15 protein-coding genes are annotated in these 16,640 nt (G+C 67.8%); 8 read left to right on the top strand and 7 right to left on the bottom strand.

Translation table 11 applies throughout. The annotated features are described in order from the left end of the window. Positions 1–4: 4 nt before the first annotated feature. Positions 5–1,321: a PQQ-dependent sugar dehydrogenase gene (locus tag ACW17Y_RS02250; protein WP_492037161.1), complete on the top strand. Its 1,317-nt coding sequence runs from the start codon at positions 5–7 to the stop codon at positions 1,319–1,321. 59 nt (positions 1,322–1,380) lie between these two features. Here ACW17Y_RS02250 and ACW17Y_RS02245 read toward each other — a convergent pair whose 3' ends face one another. Next, complete coding sequence (locus ACW17Y_RS02245; RefSeq protein WP_492037160.1) at positions 1,381–1,917, bottom strand: hypothetical protein; 537 nt, start codon at positions 1,915–1,917, stop codon at positions 1,381–1,383. Positions 1,918–2,275: 358 nt separating this feature from the next. Between ACW17Y_RS02245 and ACW17Y_RS02240 the strand changes: the two genes are divergently transcribed. From ACW17Y_RS02240 to ACW17Y_RS02220, 5 genes are all read left to right on the top strand, one after another. Continuing rightward, positions 2,276–4,075 (top strand): long-chain-acyl-CoA synthetase, encoded by a 1,800-nt coding sequence (locus ACW17Y_RS02240; RefSeq protein ID WP_492037159.1) that lies wholly within the window; start codon positions 2,276–2,278, stop codon positions 4,073–4,075. A gap of 69 nt (positions 4,076–4,144) precedes the next feature. Continuing rightward, positions 4,145–5,014 (top strand): flagellar motor stator protein MotA, encoded by an 870-nt coding sequence (motA, locus tag ACW17Y_RS02235; protein WP_492037158.1) that lies wholly within the window; start codon positions 4,145–4,147, stop codon positions 5,012–5,014. 166 nt (positions 5,015–5,180) lie between these two features. Next, complete coding sequence (locus ACW17Y_RS02230) at positions 5,181–5,456, top strand: hypothetical protein (RefSeq protein WP_492037157.1); 276 nt, start codon at positions 5,181–5,183, stop codon at positions 5,454–5,456. 114 nt (positions 5,457–5,570) lie between these two features. Continuing rightward, on the top strand, positions 5,571–7,391 hold the full coding sequence (mnmC1, locus tag ACW17Y_RS02225) for an FAD-dependent 5-carboxymethylaminomethyl-2-thiouridine(34) oxidoreductase MnmC1 (RefSeq protein WP_492037156.1): 1,821 nt from the start codon (positions 5,571–5,573) through the stop codon (positions 7,389–7,391). A gap of 20 nt (positions 7,392–7,411) precedes the next feature. Further along, positions 7,412–7,822 (top strand): hypothetical protein, encoded by a 411-nt coding sequence (locus tag ACW17Y_RS02220; RefSeq protein WP_492037155.1) that lies wholly within the window; start codon positions 7,412–7,414, stop codon positions 7,820–7,822. Between the two features lie 87 nt (positions 7,823–7,909). On the opposite strand, the gene scpA is transcribed toward ACW17Y_RS02220, so the two are convergent. The 5 genes from scpA to ACW17Y_RS02195 form a co-directional block, all read right to left on the bottom strand. Further along, positions 7,910–10,054 (bottom strand): methylmalonyl-CoA mutase, encoded by a 2,145-nt coding sequence (gene scpA, locus ACW17Y_RS02215; RefSeq protein WP_492037154.1) that lies wholly within the window; start codon positions 10,052–10,054, stop codon positions 7,910–7,912. Then, a complete protein-coding gene (locus ACW17Y_RS02210) occupies positions 10,051–11,439 on the bottom strand; it encodes a methylmalonyl-CoA mutase family protein (protein WP_492037153.1) in 1,389 nt (462 codons plus the stop codon). Before ACW17Y_RS02210 ends, scpA begins: the two co-directional genes overlap by 4 nt. A 70-nt stretch (positions 11,440–11,509) precedes the next feature. Next, complete coding sequence (locus ACW17Y_RS02205; RefSeq protein WP_492037152.1) at positions 11,510–12,820, bottom strand: MFS transporter; 1,311 nt, start codon at positions 12,818–12,820, stop codon at positions 11,510–11,512. 77 nt (positions 12,821–12,897) lie between these two features. Continuing rightward, positions 12,898–13,710: a 2-keto-4-pentenoate hydratase gene (locus ACW17Y_RS02200; protein ID WP_492037151.1), complete on the bottom strand. Its 813-nt coding sequence runs from the start codon at positions 13,708–13,710 to the stop codon at positions 12,898–12,900. Further along, positions 13,707–13,865 (bottom strand): hypothetical protein, encoded by a 159-nt coding sequence (locus tag ACW17Y_RS02195; protein WP_492037150.1) that lies wholly within the window; start codon positions 13,863–13,865, stop codon positions 13,707–13,709. Before ACW17Y_RS02195 ends, ACW17Y_RS02200 begins: the two co-directional genes overlap by 4 nt. A gap of 43 nt (positions 13,866–13,908) precedes the next feature. On the opposite strand from ACW17Y_RS02195, the gene ACW17Y_RS02190 reads away from it, so the two are divergent. Further along, positions 13,909–14,979, top strand: coding sequence for a LacI family DNA-binding transcriptional regulator (locus ACW17Y_RS02190; RefSeq protein ID WP_492037149.1), 1,071 nt, complete (start codon positions 13,909–13,911; stop codon positions 14,977–14,979). 45 nt (positions 14,980–15,024) lie between these two features. Here the strand turns inward: ACW17Y_RS02190 and ACW17Y_RS02185 are convergent, their stop codons facing one another. Then, a complete protein-coding gene (locus tag ACW17Y_RS02185) occupies positions 15,025–15,684 on the bottom strand; it encodes an RpiB/LacA/LacB family sugar-phosphate isomerase (RefSeq protein WP_492037148.1) in 660 nt (219 codons plus the stop codon). Between the two features lie 119 nt (positions 15,685–15,803). On the opposite strand from ACW17Y_RS02185, the gene kduI reads away from it, so the two are divergent. After that, positions 15,804–16,637, top strand: a complete 834-nt coding sequence (kduI, locus tag ACW17Y_RS02180) for a 5-dehydro-4-deoxy-D-glucuronate isomerase (protein WP_492037147.1) — start codon at positions 15,804–15,806, stop codon at positions 16,635–16,637. Positions 16,638–16,640: the final 3 nt, after the last annotated feature.

Below are 16,640 nucleotides of genomic sequence, written 5' to 3'. Positions count from 1 at the left end.
CGCCATGCACCGCCCCCTCCTGCTCGCCGTATGCGCCTCCGCCCTTACGCTCGCGGCCTGCGGAAGCGGACCGGTGGCGCCCGAGGGCTCGACCTATGGCGCGCAGCCGACCCTGGTCGAGCCGCACAGGAACCTGCTGGCGCCGACGGTGAACATCGCCCCGGCCGTGGGATGGCCGCAGGGCGTGATGCCGACCGCGCCGCAGGGGTTCCGGGTCCAGGCCTTCGCCAGCGGCCTGGATCACCCGCGCTGGCTCTACGCCCTGCCCAACGGAGACATCCTCGTCGCCGAAACCAATGCGCCGCCGAAGCCCGAAGGACAGTCGGGCGGCATTCGCGGCTGGGTGATGGGTCTGGTGATGAAACGCGCGGGCGCGGCGCCGCCAAGCCCCAATCGCATCATCCTGCTGCGTGATGCGGACGGCGACGGGGTCGCGGAGACGAGATCGACCTTCCTGCAGAACCTGACCTCGCCCTTCGGCATGGCTCTGGTGGGAGACCGGCTGTTCGTGGCCAATGCCGACGCGGTCGTCGCATTCCCCTATCAGGCGGGCCAGACCACGGTCACGGCGCCCGCGACGAAGATCGCGGACCTGCCCGCGGGCCGGAACCACCACTGGACCAAGAGCCTGGTCGCCTCGGCGGACGGGACGAAGCTCTATGTCGGGGTCGGGTCGAACTCGAACATCGGCGAGAACGGCATGGACGAGGAGGAAGGCCGCGCGGCGATCCACGAAATCGACATCGCCACAGGGGCCCAGCGAGTGTTCGCCTCGGGCCTGCGTAATCCGGTCGGGATGGCCTGGCAGCCGGACAGCCGCGCCCTGTGGGTCGCAGTCAACGAGCGGGACGAGCTCGGGAACGATCTGGTGCCCGACTACATGACCTCGGTGCGGGACGGCGGCTTCTATGGCTGGCCGTACAGCTACTACGGTCAGACCGTGGATGCGCGGGTCCAGCCGCAGGACCCCGCGAAAGTCGCCTCGGCCATCGCGCCCGACTATGCGCTGGGCGCGCACACGGCTTCGCTGGGCCTGACCTTCTATGAGGGGACCGCCTTCCCGGCCGCCTACAGCCACGGCGCCTTCGTGGGCCAACACGGGTCCTGGAACCGGGAGCCCAAGGCCGGCTACAAGGTGGTCTTCGTGCCCTTCGCCAACGGCAGTCCGTCGGGCGCGCCGCAGGACTTCCTGACGGGCTTCCTCAATGACGAGGGCGAGGCCATGGGACGGCCGGTCGGGGTGCAGGTCGACCGGTTGGGCGGCCTGCTGGTCGCCGACGACGTGGGCAACGTCATCTGGCGGGTCGCGCCCGCGCGCTGATCGCAGACAGCAAAAAGCCCCCGGCGCGAACCGGGGGCTTCTCTGTCCTGCTCGCCGATCTAGTTCAGCGGGGCGGTCTGGATGGCCGGGGCCCGGGGCGCCGACGTGGGGGCGGGCGTCAGCGGCGACTGGACCGTCACCTCCGAAGGCGAGGCGCTGTAGGCCTGCGGACCCGTCGGTTCAGGCGCGGTCTCGACGCGCGGCGCGACCGTAGCCGGAGCCACGCGACGTTCTGCCGGAGTGGCGCGACGCTGGACGGCCGGGGGCGGAGCCGGCGGGGCTTCGCGAACCACCGGAGCCGGAACGGCGGCCGGGGTCGTCAGGGCCGAGGGAGAGACCGAGCTTTCCAACGGCGCGGCCACGAGCGGCTGGACTGCGGGTGCGACGGGCTCCGGCTCGACGAGAGGCTGGCTCTCGGTTCCGCCCATGAGCATGGCCGCGCCGCCGCCGATCAGGGCCAGAGCGCCGATGGGGGCGAGAATCATCCAGGTCCGCACACCCTTCCTGGCGCGCTTGGCGCGGGCATAGCGCGGAACGAAGGTTTCGGCCTCGACCGAAGTGTTGCGAATGGCGTCTTCCGTATAGGTCACAGTCATCTGTGTTCCTCCAAGGTTAGGCCGATAAAACAACCGTCAGCTATCAGGGTTCCGAAAGAACGACCGCGCCTTCAAGAAACACCGTCATCGACACAAACCGGCCGCGATCAGCGATGAACACGACCAAACCTTGACCGTATTTGCGGTCAGCGACCTATAATCTTGACGAGCGGTCCGGCGCGCGATGTCTTCCGATCCGGCCCTGACGCAGGTTTCCCCTACGGCGCCGACGCAAAGGCGCCACGCCCGGACGGAAACGGCGCCGACCACCGTTACGGATTCGCCTGCCGGTTGACCCCGTCCCGCCGGTTGTTCATCACCAATCCGACTTACGCCTGCATACGGAGCGACTGCGACCATGGGTTTGGCGGCCAACATCCGACGCGATCTCAAGTTCGCGGCCGGTCTGCGTCGGCTGTTGAAGCGCATCAAGCCGATCGCTCTGGATAGCGACGTGCTGGTCTGCGACGACTTCGAGGAAGCCGTCGACAAGTTCTCCGACAACATCGCGCTCGAGGACGAGCACCGGTCGCTGACCTATCGCGACCTGGACGGCATGGCGAACCGCTATGCCCACTGGGCGCGCAGCCGGAACCTGAGGCGGACCGACGTTATCGGCCTGGTGATGACCAACCGGGCGGAATACATCGCCGCCTGGATGGGGTTCTCCAAGGCCGGCATCGCCACGGCCCTGATCAACACCAACCTGACCGGTCAGGCGCTCGCCCACTGTCTCAACATCGCCGGCGTCGCCGTGGTCGTGGCCGACGAGGAAACATGGCGGAAGTGCGAGGAGGCCCGGCCCTTCGTCTCCCGCACCATGATGCTGTGGGTGCTGGGCCTGAAGGACGCCGACGAGGTGTCCGAGCGGCGCGGCCTCGACAACGCCGTGCGCAGCGGATCATCGGTGCGCCCGACGCGCGCCATCCGTGACGGCATCACCAACCGCGACACGGCGCTTTATATCTACACCTCCGGCACGACCGGCATGCCCAAGGCGGCGCGCATCCATCACGCCCGGGCGCGGACCTATATGCGAGCCTTCGCCGGCTGCACCGAATCGACGCCGACGGACCGGATCTTCAACGTCCTGCCGCTGTATCACTCGACCGGCGGTCTGGTCGGCGTCGGCCCCGCCCTGCTGAACGGCGGCCGACTGATCCTGCGCCGGAAATTCTCGGCCTCCAGCTTCTGGCAGGACGTGAACACGTCCGGCGCGACGATGTTCGTCTATATCGGCGAACTGTGCCGCTACCTGGTCAACTGCCCGCCTCAGGACGGGGAGCGCGGTCACAAGATCCGGCTGGCCTACGGCAACGGCCTGCGTCCCGACGTCTGGCCGGACTTCCAGTCCCGGTTCGCCATTCCGCAGATTCTGGAGTTCTACGGCTCGACCGAGGGCAATGTCTCGTTGTTCAACTTCGACGGCAAACAGGGCTCGATCGGCCGGGTGCCCAAGTTCCTCAAGAAGCAGATCAACATCCGGCTGGTCGCCTTCGACGTCGACACCGAAGAGCCGATCCGCAGCGCGAACGGTTTCGTCAGCGAGGCGTCGGTCGGCGAGATCGGCGAGGCGATCGGCAAGATCGGCGACGACATCCGCCACGACTTCTCCGGCTATGCCGACAAGGCCGCCTCCGAAAAGAAGATCCTGACGGACGTCTTCGTGCGCGGGGATCGGTGGTTCCGCACAGGCGACCTGATGCGTCAGGATTCCGAGGGCTATTTCTATTTCGTCGACCGGATCGGCGACACCTTCCGCTGGAAGGGCGAGAACGTCTCGACCGCCGAGGTCGAACAGCGACTGACCGATGCGCCGGGCGTGAAGGAAGTCATCGCCTATGGCGTCCCGGTGCCGGGAGCCGACGGAAAGGCTGGGATGGTCACCCTAGTGGTCGAGGGCCGGTTCTCGGCCAGGGACTTTGCCGCCTGGGCCGACGAACAGTTGCCCCACTACGCCCGGCCGGTGTTTATCCGTCTGGCCAGGACGCTGGAAACGACGGGCACCTTCAAATACCGCAAGGTCGATCTGGTCGCCGAGGGCTTCAACCCGGAGAAGATCGACGGGCAGGTCTACGTGCGGGGCGGCAAGTCCGGCTACACCAAGCTGACCGGCGAGGGGTTCGCCGCGATCCAGAGCGGCCACAACCGGCTGTAATCTCAAGCGGCCGTTAATCATTAACGGCGAAGGTCGGCGTCTCTGCTCCCGGGGACGTCGGACCGCAAAATGTTTCAGATCATCGGCATCGTCATGCTGTTCGGCATGGTGTTCGGCAGCTACGCCCTGGCCGGGGGCAAGTTCGACGTCATCATCCACGCTGCACCCCACGAGTTGATGGCCATCGGCGGTTCGGCCATCGCCGCCTTCCTGATCTCCAACTCGATCGGCGTGGTGAAGTCGGCCATGGGCGGGTTGGGAAAGGCCTTCGCCGGGCCGAAATGGAAGAAGCAGGACTACAAGGACCTGCTCAGCCTGCTGTTCGCCCTGACCAAGACGATGAAGTCCAAGGGCGTCATCGCCCTTGAAAGCCATATCGAGAAGCCGGGCGAGTCCACGATCTTCCAGAAGTATCCGAAGGTCATGAAGGACCATTTCGCCATCGACTTCATCTGCGACACCCTGCGGATGATGACGATGAACCTCGAGGATCCTCACCAGATCGAGGATGCGATGGAAAAGCAGCTCGAGAAGCATCACCACGAGGCGGCCAACGCGCCGCACGCGCTTCAGAACATGGCCGACGCCCTGCCCGCACTGGGCATCGTCGCGGCCGTTCTGGGGGTCATCAAGACCATGGGATCGATCACCGAGCCGCCGGAAATCCTCGGCGGCATGATCGGCGGGGCCCTGGTCGGCACCTTCATGGGCGTGTTCCTGGCCTATGGCCTGGTCGGGCCGCTGGCGGCGCGTCTGCAGGCGATCGTCGACGAGGAAGCAGCCTTCTACAAGATCATCCAGTCGGTGCTGGTCGCCCACCTGCACGGCAACGCGGCCCAGATTTCGGTCGAGATCGGCAGGGGTGACATCCCCTCCTCCGCCCAGCCTTCGTTCGCGGAAATGGAAGAGCATCTCGCGGCGAATCCGGCCGAGGCCTGACCCGTTTCCACTGCCGTCCCGCTCGCCCAAACGGCGCAAAAGCCCGGGCACACGGACGATCACGAACGCGTGAGATTTCGCTTGCGAATCCGCTCACGATCCCGTTATCTCTCAGATGGAGAGGTCTAATGGCCCCTCTCAAAAAAACCCCTAGGAGGATAACCCCATGCGCATCGTTGCCCTGATTGCCGCTTCGGCCGCCGCTCTGGCCCTGACCGCCTGCCAACCCGCCGCCGAAGACAAGGCCGCTGACGCTTCGGCTGACGCCGCTGCCGCCGCCGACACCGCCACGGACGCTGCTGCGACCGCCGACGCTGCCGCCACGGACGCTGCTGCCGCCGCTGGTGAAGCCGCTGCCGCTGCTGCCCCGGCCGCTGACGCCGCCATGGCGCCGGCCCCGGCTGCCGCCGCCCCGGCCGCTGAGAAGCCGGCCGCCCACTAAGTCCTTACGGACCTGGTATCGGACGGAGTTCACTCCGTCTGACGGAAAGGGATCGCCTCCGGGCGGTCCCTTTTTTCGTGCCCGCGACTGGCCGGGCCGCCTATAGACCCCGCGATGACCGATACGGATGACCGCGACCCGCAGTTGATCTGGACCGAGGCCGGAGAGCCGCGGTCCGGTCGATACGGGGACGTCTATTTCTCGGCCGAAGACGGGTTGGCTGAAACACGCGCCGTTTTCCTGGACGGTTGCGATCTGCCGAACGCCTGGGCGGGTCGACGCGACTTCACGGTCGCCGAACTCGGCTTCGGCAGCGGTCTGAACATCGCCGCCCTGCTCGACCTGTGGAGAGAGTATCGCCCCGAAGGCGGGCGGCTGCACATCTTCTCTATCGAAGGCTATCCGCTGGACGCCGGACAGGCGCGCCGCGCCCTGTCGGCCTGGCCCGAAATCCATGAGGCGACGGCGGCGCTCGTAGATCGTTGGCCCGCCGCGACGCCGGGCTTCCACCGCATCGACCTGCCGGAGTTCCACGCCGTTCTGGATCTCGCCGTGGGTGAGGTGGAGTGGGCATTGGCCCAGTGGACGGGCAGAGCCGACGCCTGGTTCCTCGACGGGTTCGCACCGTCAGTGAACCCGGGCATGTGGTCTGACGCCGTCTTCGACCTGATCGCCGCGAAGTCGGCGCCGGACGCCCGCGTGGCGACCTTCACTGTTGCTGGCGTCGTCCGGCGAGGGCTGGGAGAGCGCGGCTTCGCGGTCGAGAAACGACCCGGCCATGGGCGCAAGCGCGAACGGCTCGAGGCGCGCCGGACCGGTGATCCTGTCACTGCCGCCCCTCCCCGTCAGGTGATCGTCATCGGCGCAGGGATCGCCGGAGCCGCCACGGCGCGCGCCCTGAAGGCGGCAGGCATGGCTCCTGTGGTTCTCGAGGCGACGGGTCCGGGCGCGGGCGCGTCAGGCTTCCCTGCCGCCCTCGTAACGCCGCGCTTCGACCTCGGCGACGAGCCGGTGGCGGCCCTGTTCGTCCAGGCGGTGGAGCGGGCCGACGCCCTGTACAGTGCTGTGCCCGGCGCTGTCGTGGCGCGCGGCGTTCTGCAACTCGCGGGCGCCGAGCGGGACGCGCGGCGCTTCGAGCGTATCGCCGGCCAGCCCAGCTGGGTCGACGGCGCGATGACCCTGACGGACGAGGCCGAAGCCTCAGGCATCGCCGATGAGCCGGTCGAAGGTCCGGGCCTGCGCATGGCCTCCGCCTTCGTCGTCGCGCCCCATGCCATCCTGTCGGCCTGGCTCGACCCCGAAGCGGCGCGAACCGGCGAGGCGGCGCGGATCGCACCTCATGCGGGGGGATGGCGGGTTCTCGATCCGACCGGCGCCGTGCTGGCCGAGGCGGAGGCGGTCGTGTTCTGCGCCGGAGCGGGAAACGGAGCCCTGGCGCCCGATCTGTCGTTGTCGCCGGTGCGCGGACAGGCTGAATGGGTTGACGGGGGCGAGGCGCCGAACGCGATGGCCTGGGGCGGCTATGTCGCGCCGACCGGGACGGGCTTCCTGTTCGGGGCCACCCACGACCGGGGTGATACCGGCACGGAGGTCCGTCCGGCCGATACGGAGCGGAACCTCGCCGCTCTCGCCGCCCGGCTGCCCCGTCTCGCCGCGCGGGTGGAACCACACGCTGTCCGCTCGCGCGCCGCGACCCGCGCGACCACCCGCGACCGCCTGCCGGTCGCGGGCCCCCTGCCCGGCCAGCCCGGCCTGTTCGTCCTCGGCGGGCTGGGATCGCGCGGCTTCTGCCTCGCGCCCTTGCTGGGCGAGCATGTCGCCGCCCTGATCGCGGGACTGCCCTCGCCCCTGCCGTCCGACGTCGCCGAAAGGATCACGCCCTCGCGAGCGGCCCTTGCACCCGGTGCAAGGCAGGAGGACGGTCGCGGCGTCTAGTTCGAAAGAGGAGACGCTCCATGCGCCGATCGATCGCGGTTCTGATTGTCCTGTCCGGGCTCGCGGCCTGCGCCCCCACTGAAGGCTCGCCCCCCGGCTCTGGTATCGGTTTGCCCGGCGGCGGCGCGCGCCAGTGCTTCCAGCCGGACCGGATCATCAATTTCACGCGCGGCGAGACCGAGCAGGTTTACGTGAAGGTCCTCGGCGGCGGGGTCTTTGCACTCCGATCGGGCGGGTGCCCCGACGTGGCGACGGCCAACAGCCTGTCGATCACCCCGGCGATCGGCATAGGCAGTCAGCTGTGCGTCGGCGACAGCGCGCGGATCGTCGTGCCGAACGCCAGCTTCGGCCCCGATCAATGCCTGGCCCGCGTCGAACGCTCGCTGACCCAGGCCGAAGTCGAAGCCCTGCCAGCGCGCCAGCGACCCTAGAGCCTGATCGGCTCCCGATTTAAGCGAGAGCCTGATTCACGCTTCATGTCGGCCCTGCAAAGCGGCTCCACCAGAAACGATCATGCTCTAGGCCTTCTGGGCGTAGCCGAGCCGCTGGTTGAGCTTCTCGATCAGGTCGATGGCCGTATCGGCGATGACCGAGCCGGGCGGATAGACGGCCGCCGCCCCCATGTCGATCAGGGTCTGGACGTCGCCGGGCGGGATGACGCCGCCGACAGTGATCATGATGTCCGGACGGCCCAGCTTCTCCAGCTCGGCCTTGAGCGCGGGGACCAGCGTCAGGTGTCCGGCCGCCAGCGAGGACGCGCCGACGACGTGGACGTTGTTGGCGACGGCGTCGCGCGCGGCCTCTTCCGGCGTCTGGAACAGGGGACCGGCGACGGCGTCGAGGCCGAGGTCGCCATAGGCGGTGGCGACGACTTTCTGGCCCCGGTCGTGCCCGTCCTGACCCAGTTTCGCGATCAGGATGCGCGGCGGGCCGCCGTCATTCTCGACGAAGGCGGCGACCATGTCGCGGGCGCGTGAGATCTTCGGATTGGCGCCGGCCTCCCTGCCGTAGACCCCCGAGACGGTCTTCACCGTGGCGACATGACGCCCGAAGGCGGCCTCCAGGGCGTCGGACATCTCGCCGACCGTCGCATGGGCGCGGCCCGCGCGGACGCAGAGTTCGAGCAGGTTCTCAGAGCCCCTGGCGCCCTCGGTCAGGGCGGTGAGCGCAGCCTGGCATTTCGTCTCGTCGCGCTCGGCGCGGAGGCGTTTCAACTTCTCGATCTGGGCGGCGAGGACGGCCGCGTTGTCGACCTTGAGCACCGGAATGTCGTCGGGCGTGTCATTCAGATAGCGGTTCACGCCGACGACGGTCTGCTGGCCCGTGTCGATGCGGGCCTGGGTCCTGGCGGCGGCTTCCTCGATGCGCAGCTTGGGCAGGCCGGCCTCGATGGCCTTCGCCATGCCGCCCAGTTCGCGGACCTCGGCCATGTGGGCGCGGGCCCGCTCGGCCAGTTCGTGGGTCAGGCGCTCGACGAAGAAGCTGCCGCCCCACGGGTCGATGACCTTCGTCAGGCCGGTCTCGAGCTGCAGCAGCAGCTGGGTGTTGCGCGCGATCCGGGCCGAGAAGTCGGTCGGCAGGGCCAAGGCTTCGTCGAGTGAATTGGTGTGCAGCGACTGGGTCTGGCCGCCCGCGGCCGCCATGGCCTCGACCATGGTGCGGGGCACATTGTTGAACACGTCCTGGGCCGCGAGCGACCAGCCCGAGGTCTGGCAGTGGGCACGCAGCGACAGGCTGCGCGGATCCTTCGGCGCGAACTCCGCCTGGACCGCCTCGGCCCACAGCAGACGACCGGCGCGCAGCTTGGCCACCTCCATGAAATAGTCCATGCCGATGGCCCAGAAGAAGCTCAGGCGCGGCGCGAACCGGTCCACGTCCATGCCCGCGGCGACCCCGGCCCGGATGTATTCCAGCCCGTCGGACAGGGTGTAGGCCAGCTCCAGATCGGCCGAGGCTCCGGCCTCCTGCATGTGGTAACCGCTGATGGAGATGGAGTTGAACTTCGGCGTCTCCTGCGCCGTCCAGGCGAAGATGTCGGCGATGATCCGCATCGAGGGGCCGGGCGGATAGATGTAGGTGTTCCGGACCATGAACTCCTTGAGGATGTCGTTCTGGATGGTCCCGGTCAGGGCCTTGTGCTCGACGCCCTGCTCTTCCGCCGCCACGACATAGAGGGCCAGGATCGGCAGCACCGCGCCGTTCATGGTCATCGACACCGACATCTGGTCCAGCGGGATTCCGTCGAACAGGGTCCTCATGTCGAGGATGGAATCGATCGCCACCCCGGCCATGCCGACGTCGCCGGCCACGCGCGGATGGTCGGAATCGTAGCCCCGGTGGGTGGCCAGGTCGAAGGCGATCGACAGCCCCTTCTGACCGGCCGCGAGGTTGCGGCGATAGAAGGCGTTGGAGGCCTCGGCGGTGGAGAAGCCGGCGTACTGGCGGACGGTCCAGGGGTTGGACGCGTACATGGTCGGATAGGGGCCGCGCACGAAGGGCGCGAAGCCGGGCAGGCCGTCCGTGAAGCCGAGATCCGCGATGGCGTCGGGGCCATACACGGGGCCGATGTCGATGCCTTCAGGCGTGCGGACGGGGGCGCGGTCGAGGGCGCCGTCGAGAGGCGACAGGTCGAGTGCGGCCCTGGTGAAATCGGGGTTGGTCATGCCGCTGCTCCCTCGAAGGCTTCGGCCCAGCGGAGGGGCGGCAAAGGCGGACAGCGGTCGCCGCCGGACCCGGATGGCTCGGCGACAGAGGTCTCGACCGAGACGGGGCGGACGTCCGCATCGACGAATTTGGTGACCCCGACCATCTGGCCGCCGCCTTCGGACAGGGCGGCCTTGCCGGCCGTGCGGGAGGCGGCGATCCTTTGCTGCAGGGCGCCGCCGCGCAGGGAGGCGACGATGCCGCCCTCGCGTTCGATGCGCTGGAACTCGGCCCAGCCGGCCTCGGCGAGGTCGCGGGTGCGGTGGTCGAGGAACCAGGAGCCGGCGGCCGGATCGGCGACACGGCCGATGTGCGCCTCCTCCATCAGGATCAACTGGGTGTTGCGGGCCTGACGCCGGGCGAAGGCGTCGGGACGGCCCACGGCGCGGCTGAAGCCGTCCAGCACCACGGCGTCGGCGCCGCCGACCGCGCCGGCGAACCCGGCGGCGGTGAGGCGCAGCAGGTTGGGCCAGGGGTCCTTGGCGGCGAGCATGCGGCGGGATGAGCGGGCCTCGATCCGGGCGGGCGTCTCGTGTCCGAACGGCTTGCAGATCGAGCGCCAGATGAGGCGCAGCGCGCGGACCTTCGCGAGGCTGTCGAAGTATTCGGCGTCGACGCTGACGCCGAGGACCGTACCGGAGAGCGCCCGGTCGATGGGGAGGCCGGCCTCGACGGCGGCCTTGAGATAGGCTGCTGCTGCGGCGGCGGCGAAACCGAGTTCCTGACCTGCGGAGCCACCAGCCTCGTGCGCGGCGCGGCCGGTGGCGAGGAAGAAGCTGGCTTCCGGATAGGCGCCGGCGTGGCGGGCGGCGGTGTTGGCGGCGAGGCTGATGTGCTCCTCGATGGTGCGAGGCGATCCGCCCGTGGCCGCGAAGGCGGTCAGCGGGTCCATGTGGAACATCAGCTTCGCGCGGGGGGAGCCCTTGGCGACGACGGCGAGGGCGTTAGCGGCGTCCGGCCCGGCGAGGCCGGCGTCGAGGCCGACCGGGGCCAGTTCCAGCGCAACGTCGCTGAGGGCGCGGCCGAGCGGCTCTGAATCGGCCAGGACCGTTCCCGACAGGATGACAGACGCGGCGCCGCCTTCGAGGTCGGCGAGGACGGCGGCGTTGGCGGCCTCCGGCTCATCGCCCTCGACCTGGGTGCGCAGGTCCCAGGGGCGGCCGTCGGCGTCGGAGGTGCGGGGGGCGAAGACCGCCTCTATCGCATTGGCCCGACCATACAGGGGACGGGTGGTCAGGTGGTCGGAGTCGAGATGGACGAGGCCCTCAACCGGCCTGCCCTTCAGAGCCTTCTCGGCCTCGGCGCGCCAGTCGGCGGGCGACGGGATCGGGAAGGCGTTGGACATGCGGACTCCGAAAAAAGGCGAGAGCCGCTCTATTGCGACTCCCGCCCCGATCCGTCCAGTCCGCCTGGCTTCAGACCTTGGCCGCCTCGTAGCGCGGCGACAGGAGGTGGATGACCAGCAAGGCGATCAGATAGGCCGAGGCCGCCACCACGAAGATCGGGGTGTAGCTGCCGATCTTGTCCAGTACGTACCCGGCGTATTTGGCCATGGCCATGCCGCCGAACCCGCCGATCATGCCGCCGATGCCGACCACCGAGCCCACGGCGGAACGCGGGAAGACGTCGCCCGGCATGGCGTAGAGGTTGGCCGAAAAGCCCTGGTGCGCCGCCGTGGCGATGCCGATGACCAGAACGGCCAGCCACATGTTGTCGATATTGCCCGCGAACGCGACCGGCGTGACCGCCAGGGCGCAGATCAGCATGGTCAGCTTGCGTGCTGCTCCCAGGCTCATGCCGCGCTTCAGGAACTGTCCCGACAGCCAGCCCCCGCCGATCGAACCGACGTCCGAGAGCAGATAGATGGCGATCAGCGGCGGGCCGAAGGTCAGGAGATTGAGGTCGTACTGTTTGCCGAGGAAGCCGGGCAGCCAGAACAGGAAGAACCACCAGATCGGGTCGATCAGGAACTTGCCCAGGGCGTAGGCCCAGGTTTCCTTGACTGTCAGCAACTTCAGCCAGCCGATCTTGTGGGCCGGATCGGGCGCGTCCTGGGAGATCCAGTTCAGCTCGGCCGGGGTGACCTTCTTGTGCTCGCCCGGGCGCTTGTAGATCATGAACCAGACGGGGACCCACAGGAACCCGAGCGCGCCCACGATGATCAGGGCCATCCGCCAATTCGGCTCTTCGGCCGTGCCCAGCCAGACCGAGGCGATCAACGGTATGATCAGCGGGGTGATGATGGCGCCGATGTTGGTGCCGGCGTTGAACAGGCCGACAGCGAAGGCGCGTTCCTTCTTGGGGAACCACTCCGTCACGGCCTTGATGCCCGCCGGGAAGCCGCCGCCCTCACCGATGCCCAGCGCCACACGGGCGAAGATGGCGGTGTTCAGGCTGCGGATGCCGGCGTGGGCGAGGAAGGCGATCTGCCAGATGATGAAGGCGATGCCAAAGCCCCAGCGGGCCCCGATCTTGTCCACCAGCCGTCCCCACAGCAGGTAGGAGACGGCATAGGCCGCCTGGAACCAGAAGACGATGTCGGCATAGTTGGTTTCGGTCCAGCCGAACTCGTCCATCAGCGTCGGCTTGAGGACGCCCAGCGCCTGACGGTCGACGTAGTTGATGACCATGGCTGCAAACAGCAGCCAGACCACCACCCAACGGTATTTGCCTGACGGCGGCTGGATCTGGATTGGTTCGACCTTGGCCGAAGTGGCGTCTGTCATGGACCCGTCCTTGCTGTTTCCGTGCCCTGACCCTTCTTGTCACCGCGAGCGGCGCGCCGGGTTCCGGGATGGTTGAATTACGCCTCGGCCGCGACGACCGTGCACTGAATTTCGCCGACGCCCGAGAAGGCGCAGACGGACCGGGCGCCGATCTCGACGCTGTGAACACCGGTGACGGCGCCCGTGGATATCAGCGTTCCTTCGCTCACCGGCCGTCCGCGACGGGCCAGATGTTCGATCAGGAAACGAACCGATTCCAGGATGCCCATGGGGATCGCGGCCGCCGTGGCCGTGCCGATGACCTGTCCATCGATGATCGTCTGGACCTCGATCCCGTCCAGGCGTGCGGCCCAGTCCTCGATCTCGGCGCCCAGCACCAGACCTCCGTTGTTGCCGAAGTCGGAGGCGACCACGGCCGAGCCCAGGTCATTGATGGTCGGCAGGGCGCTGGCGGCCAGTTCGACGCCGATATGCATGGCGACAATGGCGGCGGTCGCTTCTTCCAGCGTCCAGTCCAGCTTGGCCGGATCGACCTTGCCGATGCGGGCGACGAACTCGGCCTCAACCGCGGCGAAACCGCCGGGAATGGCCGGCAGCGGCGTCGGCTCTGACGCAGCGGTCCAGACGTTGCGGCGGAAGATCGGGCCGGACAGGCGGTGAATCTTGAGAGTGGGCTGCTGGGCCGGAGGCACCATGCCGACCTTCCAGCCAACGATCTCGTCCGGGAACAGGCCGATGGCGGCTTCCTGCGTCGCATAGGCCGTGGCCATGTCGAGCGGGCGCTGGCCCGGATAGTCCGGCAGGGCCGTCCTGGTCAGGCGCGCGTCCACGAAGCGTGCAGCGATGTCCGACACGCTGTCGCTCAGGCCCTGGGCGCTCGCCGCGCTCACGCCGCCACCGCCGAATGATGATGAATGCCCGTCACGCGCCGTCCCGATGTCATTTGCCGGATGCCGATCTTCTCGTCGGTAGGGGATGATTGAAGGGGAAGGTAACCGGTGTCAACGGGGTTGCTGACATCGGCGTCGGCGGAAAGCGTGGGCATGGCGTCCCGGTCGGAGCGGTTGTAAGGCTGGACGGCTCACAGCATGAGGTCGAGCTTGACCGACGACGACAAGACATCCGGACGCGCGGGGATGAAGCCGGGTAAACGGCCTACGATCAACGACGTGGCGCGCATCGCTGCGGTCTCGAAGAAGACGGTTTCGCGCGTCATCAACCAGTCGCCCTTCGTGCGCGAGGAGACCCGCGTCCGGGTCAATGCCGTGATCGACGAACTGGGTTTCACCCCGGATCTGCAGGCCCGCGGCCTGGCCTTCCGGCGATCTTTCCTGGTCGGGCTGATCTACGACAACCCGAGCCCCAACTACGTGGTGAACATGCAGCAGGGCGTGCTGGACGCCCTGCGCGGCTCCGGTCTGGAACTGGTCGTGCACCCCTGTGTCCGCACATCCGAGACCGTGGTGAACGACATCCGCACCTTCGTGGAGCGTCAGAAGCTGTTCGGCGTGATCCTGCCGCCGTCTATGTCGGAAGACGAGCGCGTCATCCAGGTGCTGCGCGACCTCGACTGCCCCTATGTCCGCATCGCCTCGGTGTCTCTGGACGAGCCGGGCTCCATGCTGGTCACGAATGACCATCTCGGCGCGGCGGAGGCGGGGCGACATCTGGCCGACCTGGGCCACAGCCGAATCGGCTTCATCTCGGGGCCGGAACTGTTCCGCTCCAGCGCCGTGCGCGGCGGCGGCTTCCGCGAGGCCCTGGCCGAAAAGGGGCTGACGCTGGACGACCGCTATGTCGCCGTCGGCGCCTATACCTTCGAATCGGGGGTGGAGGCCGCCAGAACGCTATTGACCCTCGACCCGCCGCCGACCGCCATCTTCACCGGCAACGACGAGATGGCCCTGGGCGTCTTCAAGGTCGCCCGCGACATGGGTCTGGAGATTCCGAGGGACCTGTCGGTGGTGGGTTACGACGACCTTCCGATGGCGTCGCGGGTCTGGCCCAACCTGACGTCAGTTCGCCTGCCGATCCGCGACATGGGGCGGATGGCGGCCGAGAAGTTGCTGGCGCCGATGCGCGGGCTGGATCCGGCGAAGCTGAACCAGCCGGAGGTCAGGCCGTCGCTGGTGATCAGGGATTCGGCGCGGGCGCTATAGCGAAAAGAGATGGCGGCGGCGCGCGGGGCGCGCCGCCTTCCGAACTCAGGCCGTCTCGAGCACCTTCGCGCCGACGAGGCCCTTGAGGTAGTCGCGGATGCCTTCGTCGGTGGCGTTGGCGAAGAAGTACTCCTGGAACTTCTCGCCGGCGACAGCGGCCTTCAGCAGGTCCTGGTCGACGGTCTTCAGCACCGTCAGCATGTCGTGGCAGGTCACGGCCTTCAGCGACTTCAGGATGCCGCGGTTCTTCGCCATGATCTCGGCGCGCTCCTTGGGATAGCCCAGGCCGCGCTCGCCTTCGAACAGCTTGCGATAGACGTCCTGCAGATTCAGCTCGGCGGCCCAGCCGAAGCCCTTGGCGTAGGGCATGGAAATGGCGTTGCCGTCGTTGATCTGGCCGAACAGGAAGGCGTCGGTGGGATCGATCACCAGACCGCAGAAGACGCCCGGCATGGCGTTGCAGGCCAGCATCGAGCCCATACCCGTGCCGCAGCCGGTGACGACGAAGTCGGCGGCGCCGGAGTTGAGCAGGATGCCGGTCAGGAGGCCGTTCATGACGTAGGTGAGCGAGGCCTTATCCTCGGCCGTGTACATGCCGTAGTTGAAGACCTCGTGGCCCATGGGCACGGCCACAGCGGTCAGGGCGTCGTGGATGATGGCGTTCTTGGCGGCCTGGCTGTTCTCGGTGATCAGGGCGATTTTCATGGGGTGTCCTCTCGGCAAGACTGTGGGTTGGCGAGGCCTTTACGCCTTCGCTCGATCATTTGCATCTGGTTTTGACACCGGTTACCAAGCACCGCAAACGCCGGTGGGAGGATCGCCGCATGTATCGCAAGACTTACCACGCCACCCATCCGGATTCGATGGCCGGCGCCTCGAATGACGATCTGCGCGACCGCTACCTGATCACCGACCTGTTCGCCCCCGACGAGGTTCGGCTGAACTACACCCACTATGAGCGGATGGTGATCGGCGGGGTGGAGCCGGGCACGGGCCCCGTCAGCCTGCCCAGACAGGCCGAGCCGGCGTCGGCGGCGGGCCAGCCCTATCTGGAACGGCGCGAGATGGGCGTCATCAATGTCGGGCAGTCCGACGGCGTGATCACCGTCGACGGCCAGAGCTTCACTTTGCGACCCAGGGACGGCCTCTACATTCCGATGGGTTCGGCAGAGGTCAGCTTCGCAGGCGCGACGCGCTTCTATCTGGTCTCCACCCCGGCCCATGCGGCCTACCCGCTGACGCTGATCCCTCAGGATCAGGCCGTGTCGATGGAGCGCGGCGCGCTGGAGACGTCGAATGAGCGGACCATCTACCAGTACATCGTGGCCGGGACCGTGAAGTCCTGCCAGCTGGCTCTGGGCCTGACGGTGCTGAAGCCCGGCAGCGTCTGGAATACCATGCCGCCGCACACCCACGACCGCCGCTCCGAAGCCTATTTCTATTTCGACCTCGGCGAGGCCAACCGGCTGTTCCATTTCATGGGAGAGCCGGACAAGGTGCGCCAGATCATCATGGCTGACAGCGAAGCCGTGGTCAGCCCGCCATGGTCGATCCACATGGGCGCCGGCACGTCGAACTACGCCTTCATCTGGGCGATGGGCGGCGAGAACATCGACTACACCGACATGGACGTCCTCGACGTCAGCCAATTGAAGTAGGGA

It is taken from the genome of Brevundimonas sp. AVps7 (genome assembly GCF_058681545.1).
This window is presented reverse-complemented; position numbering and strand designations above follow the sequence as displayed.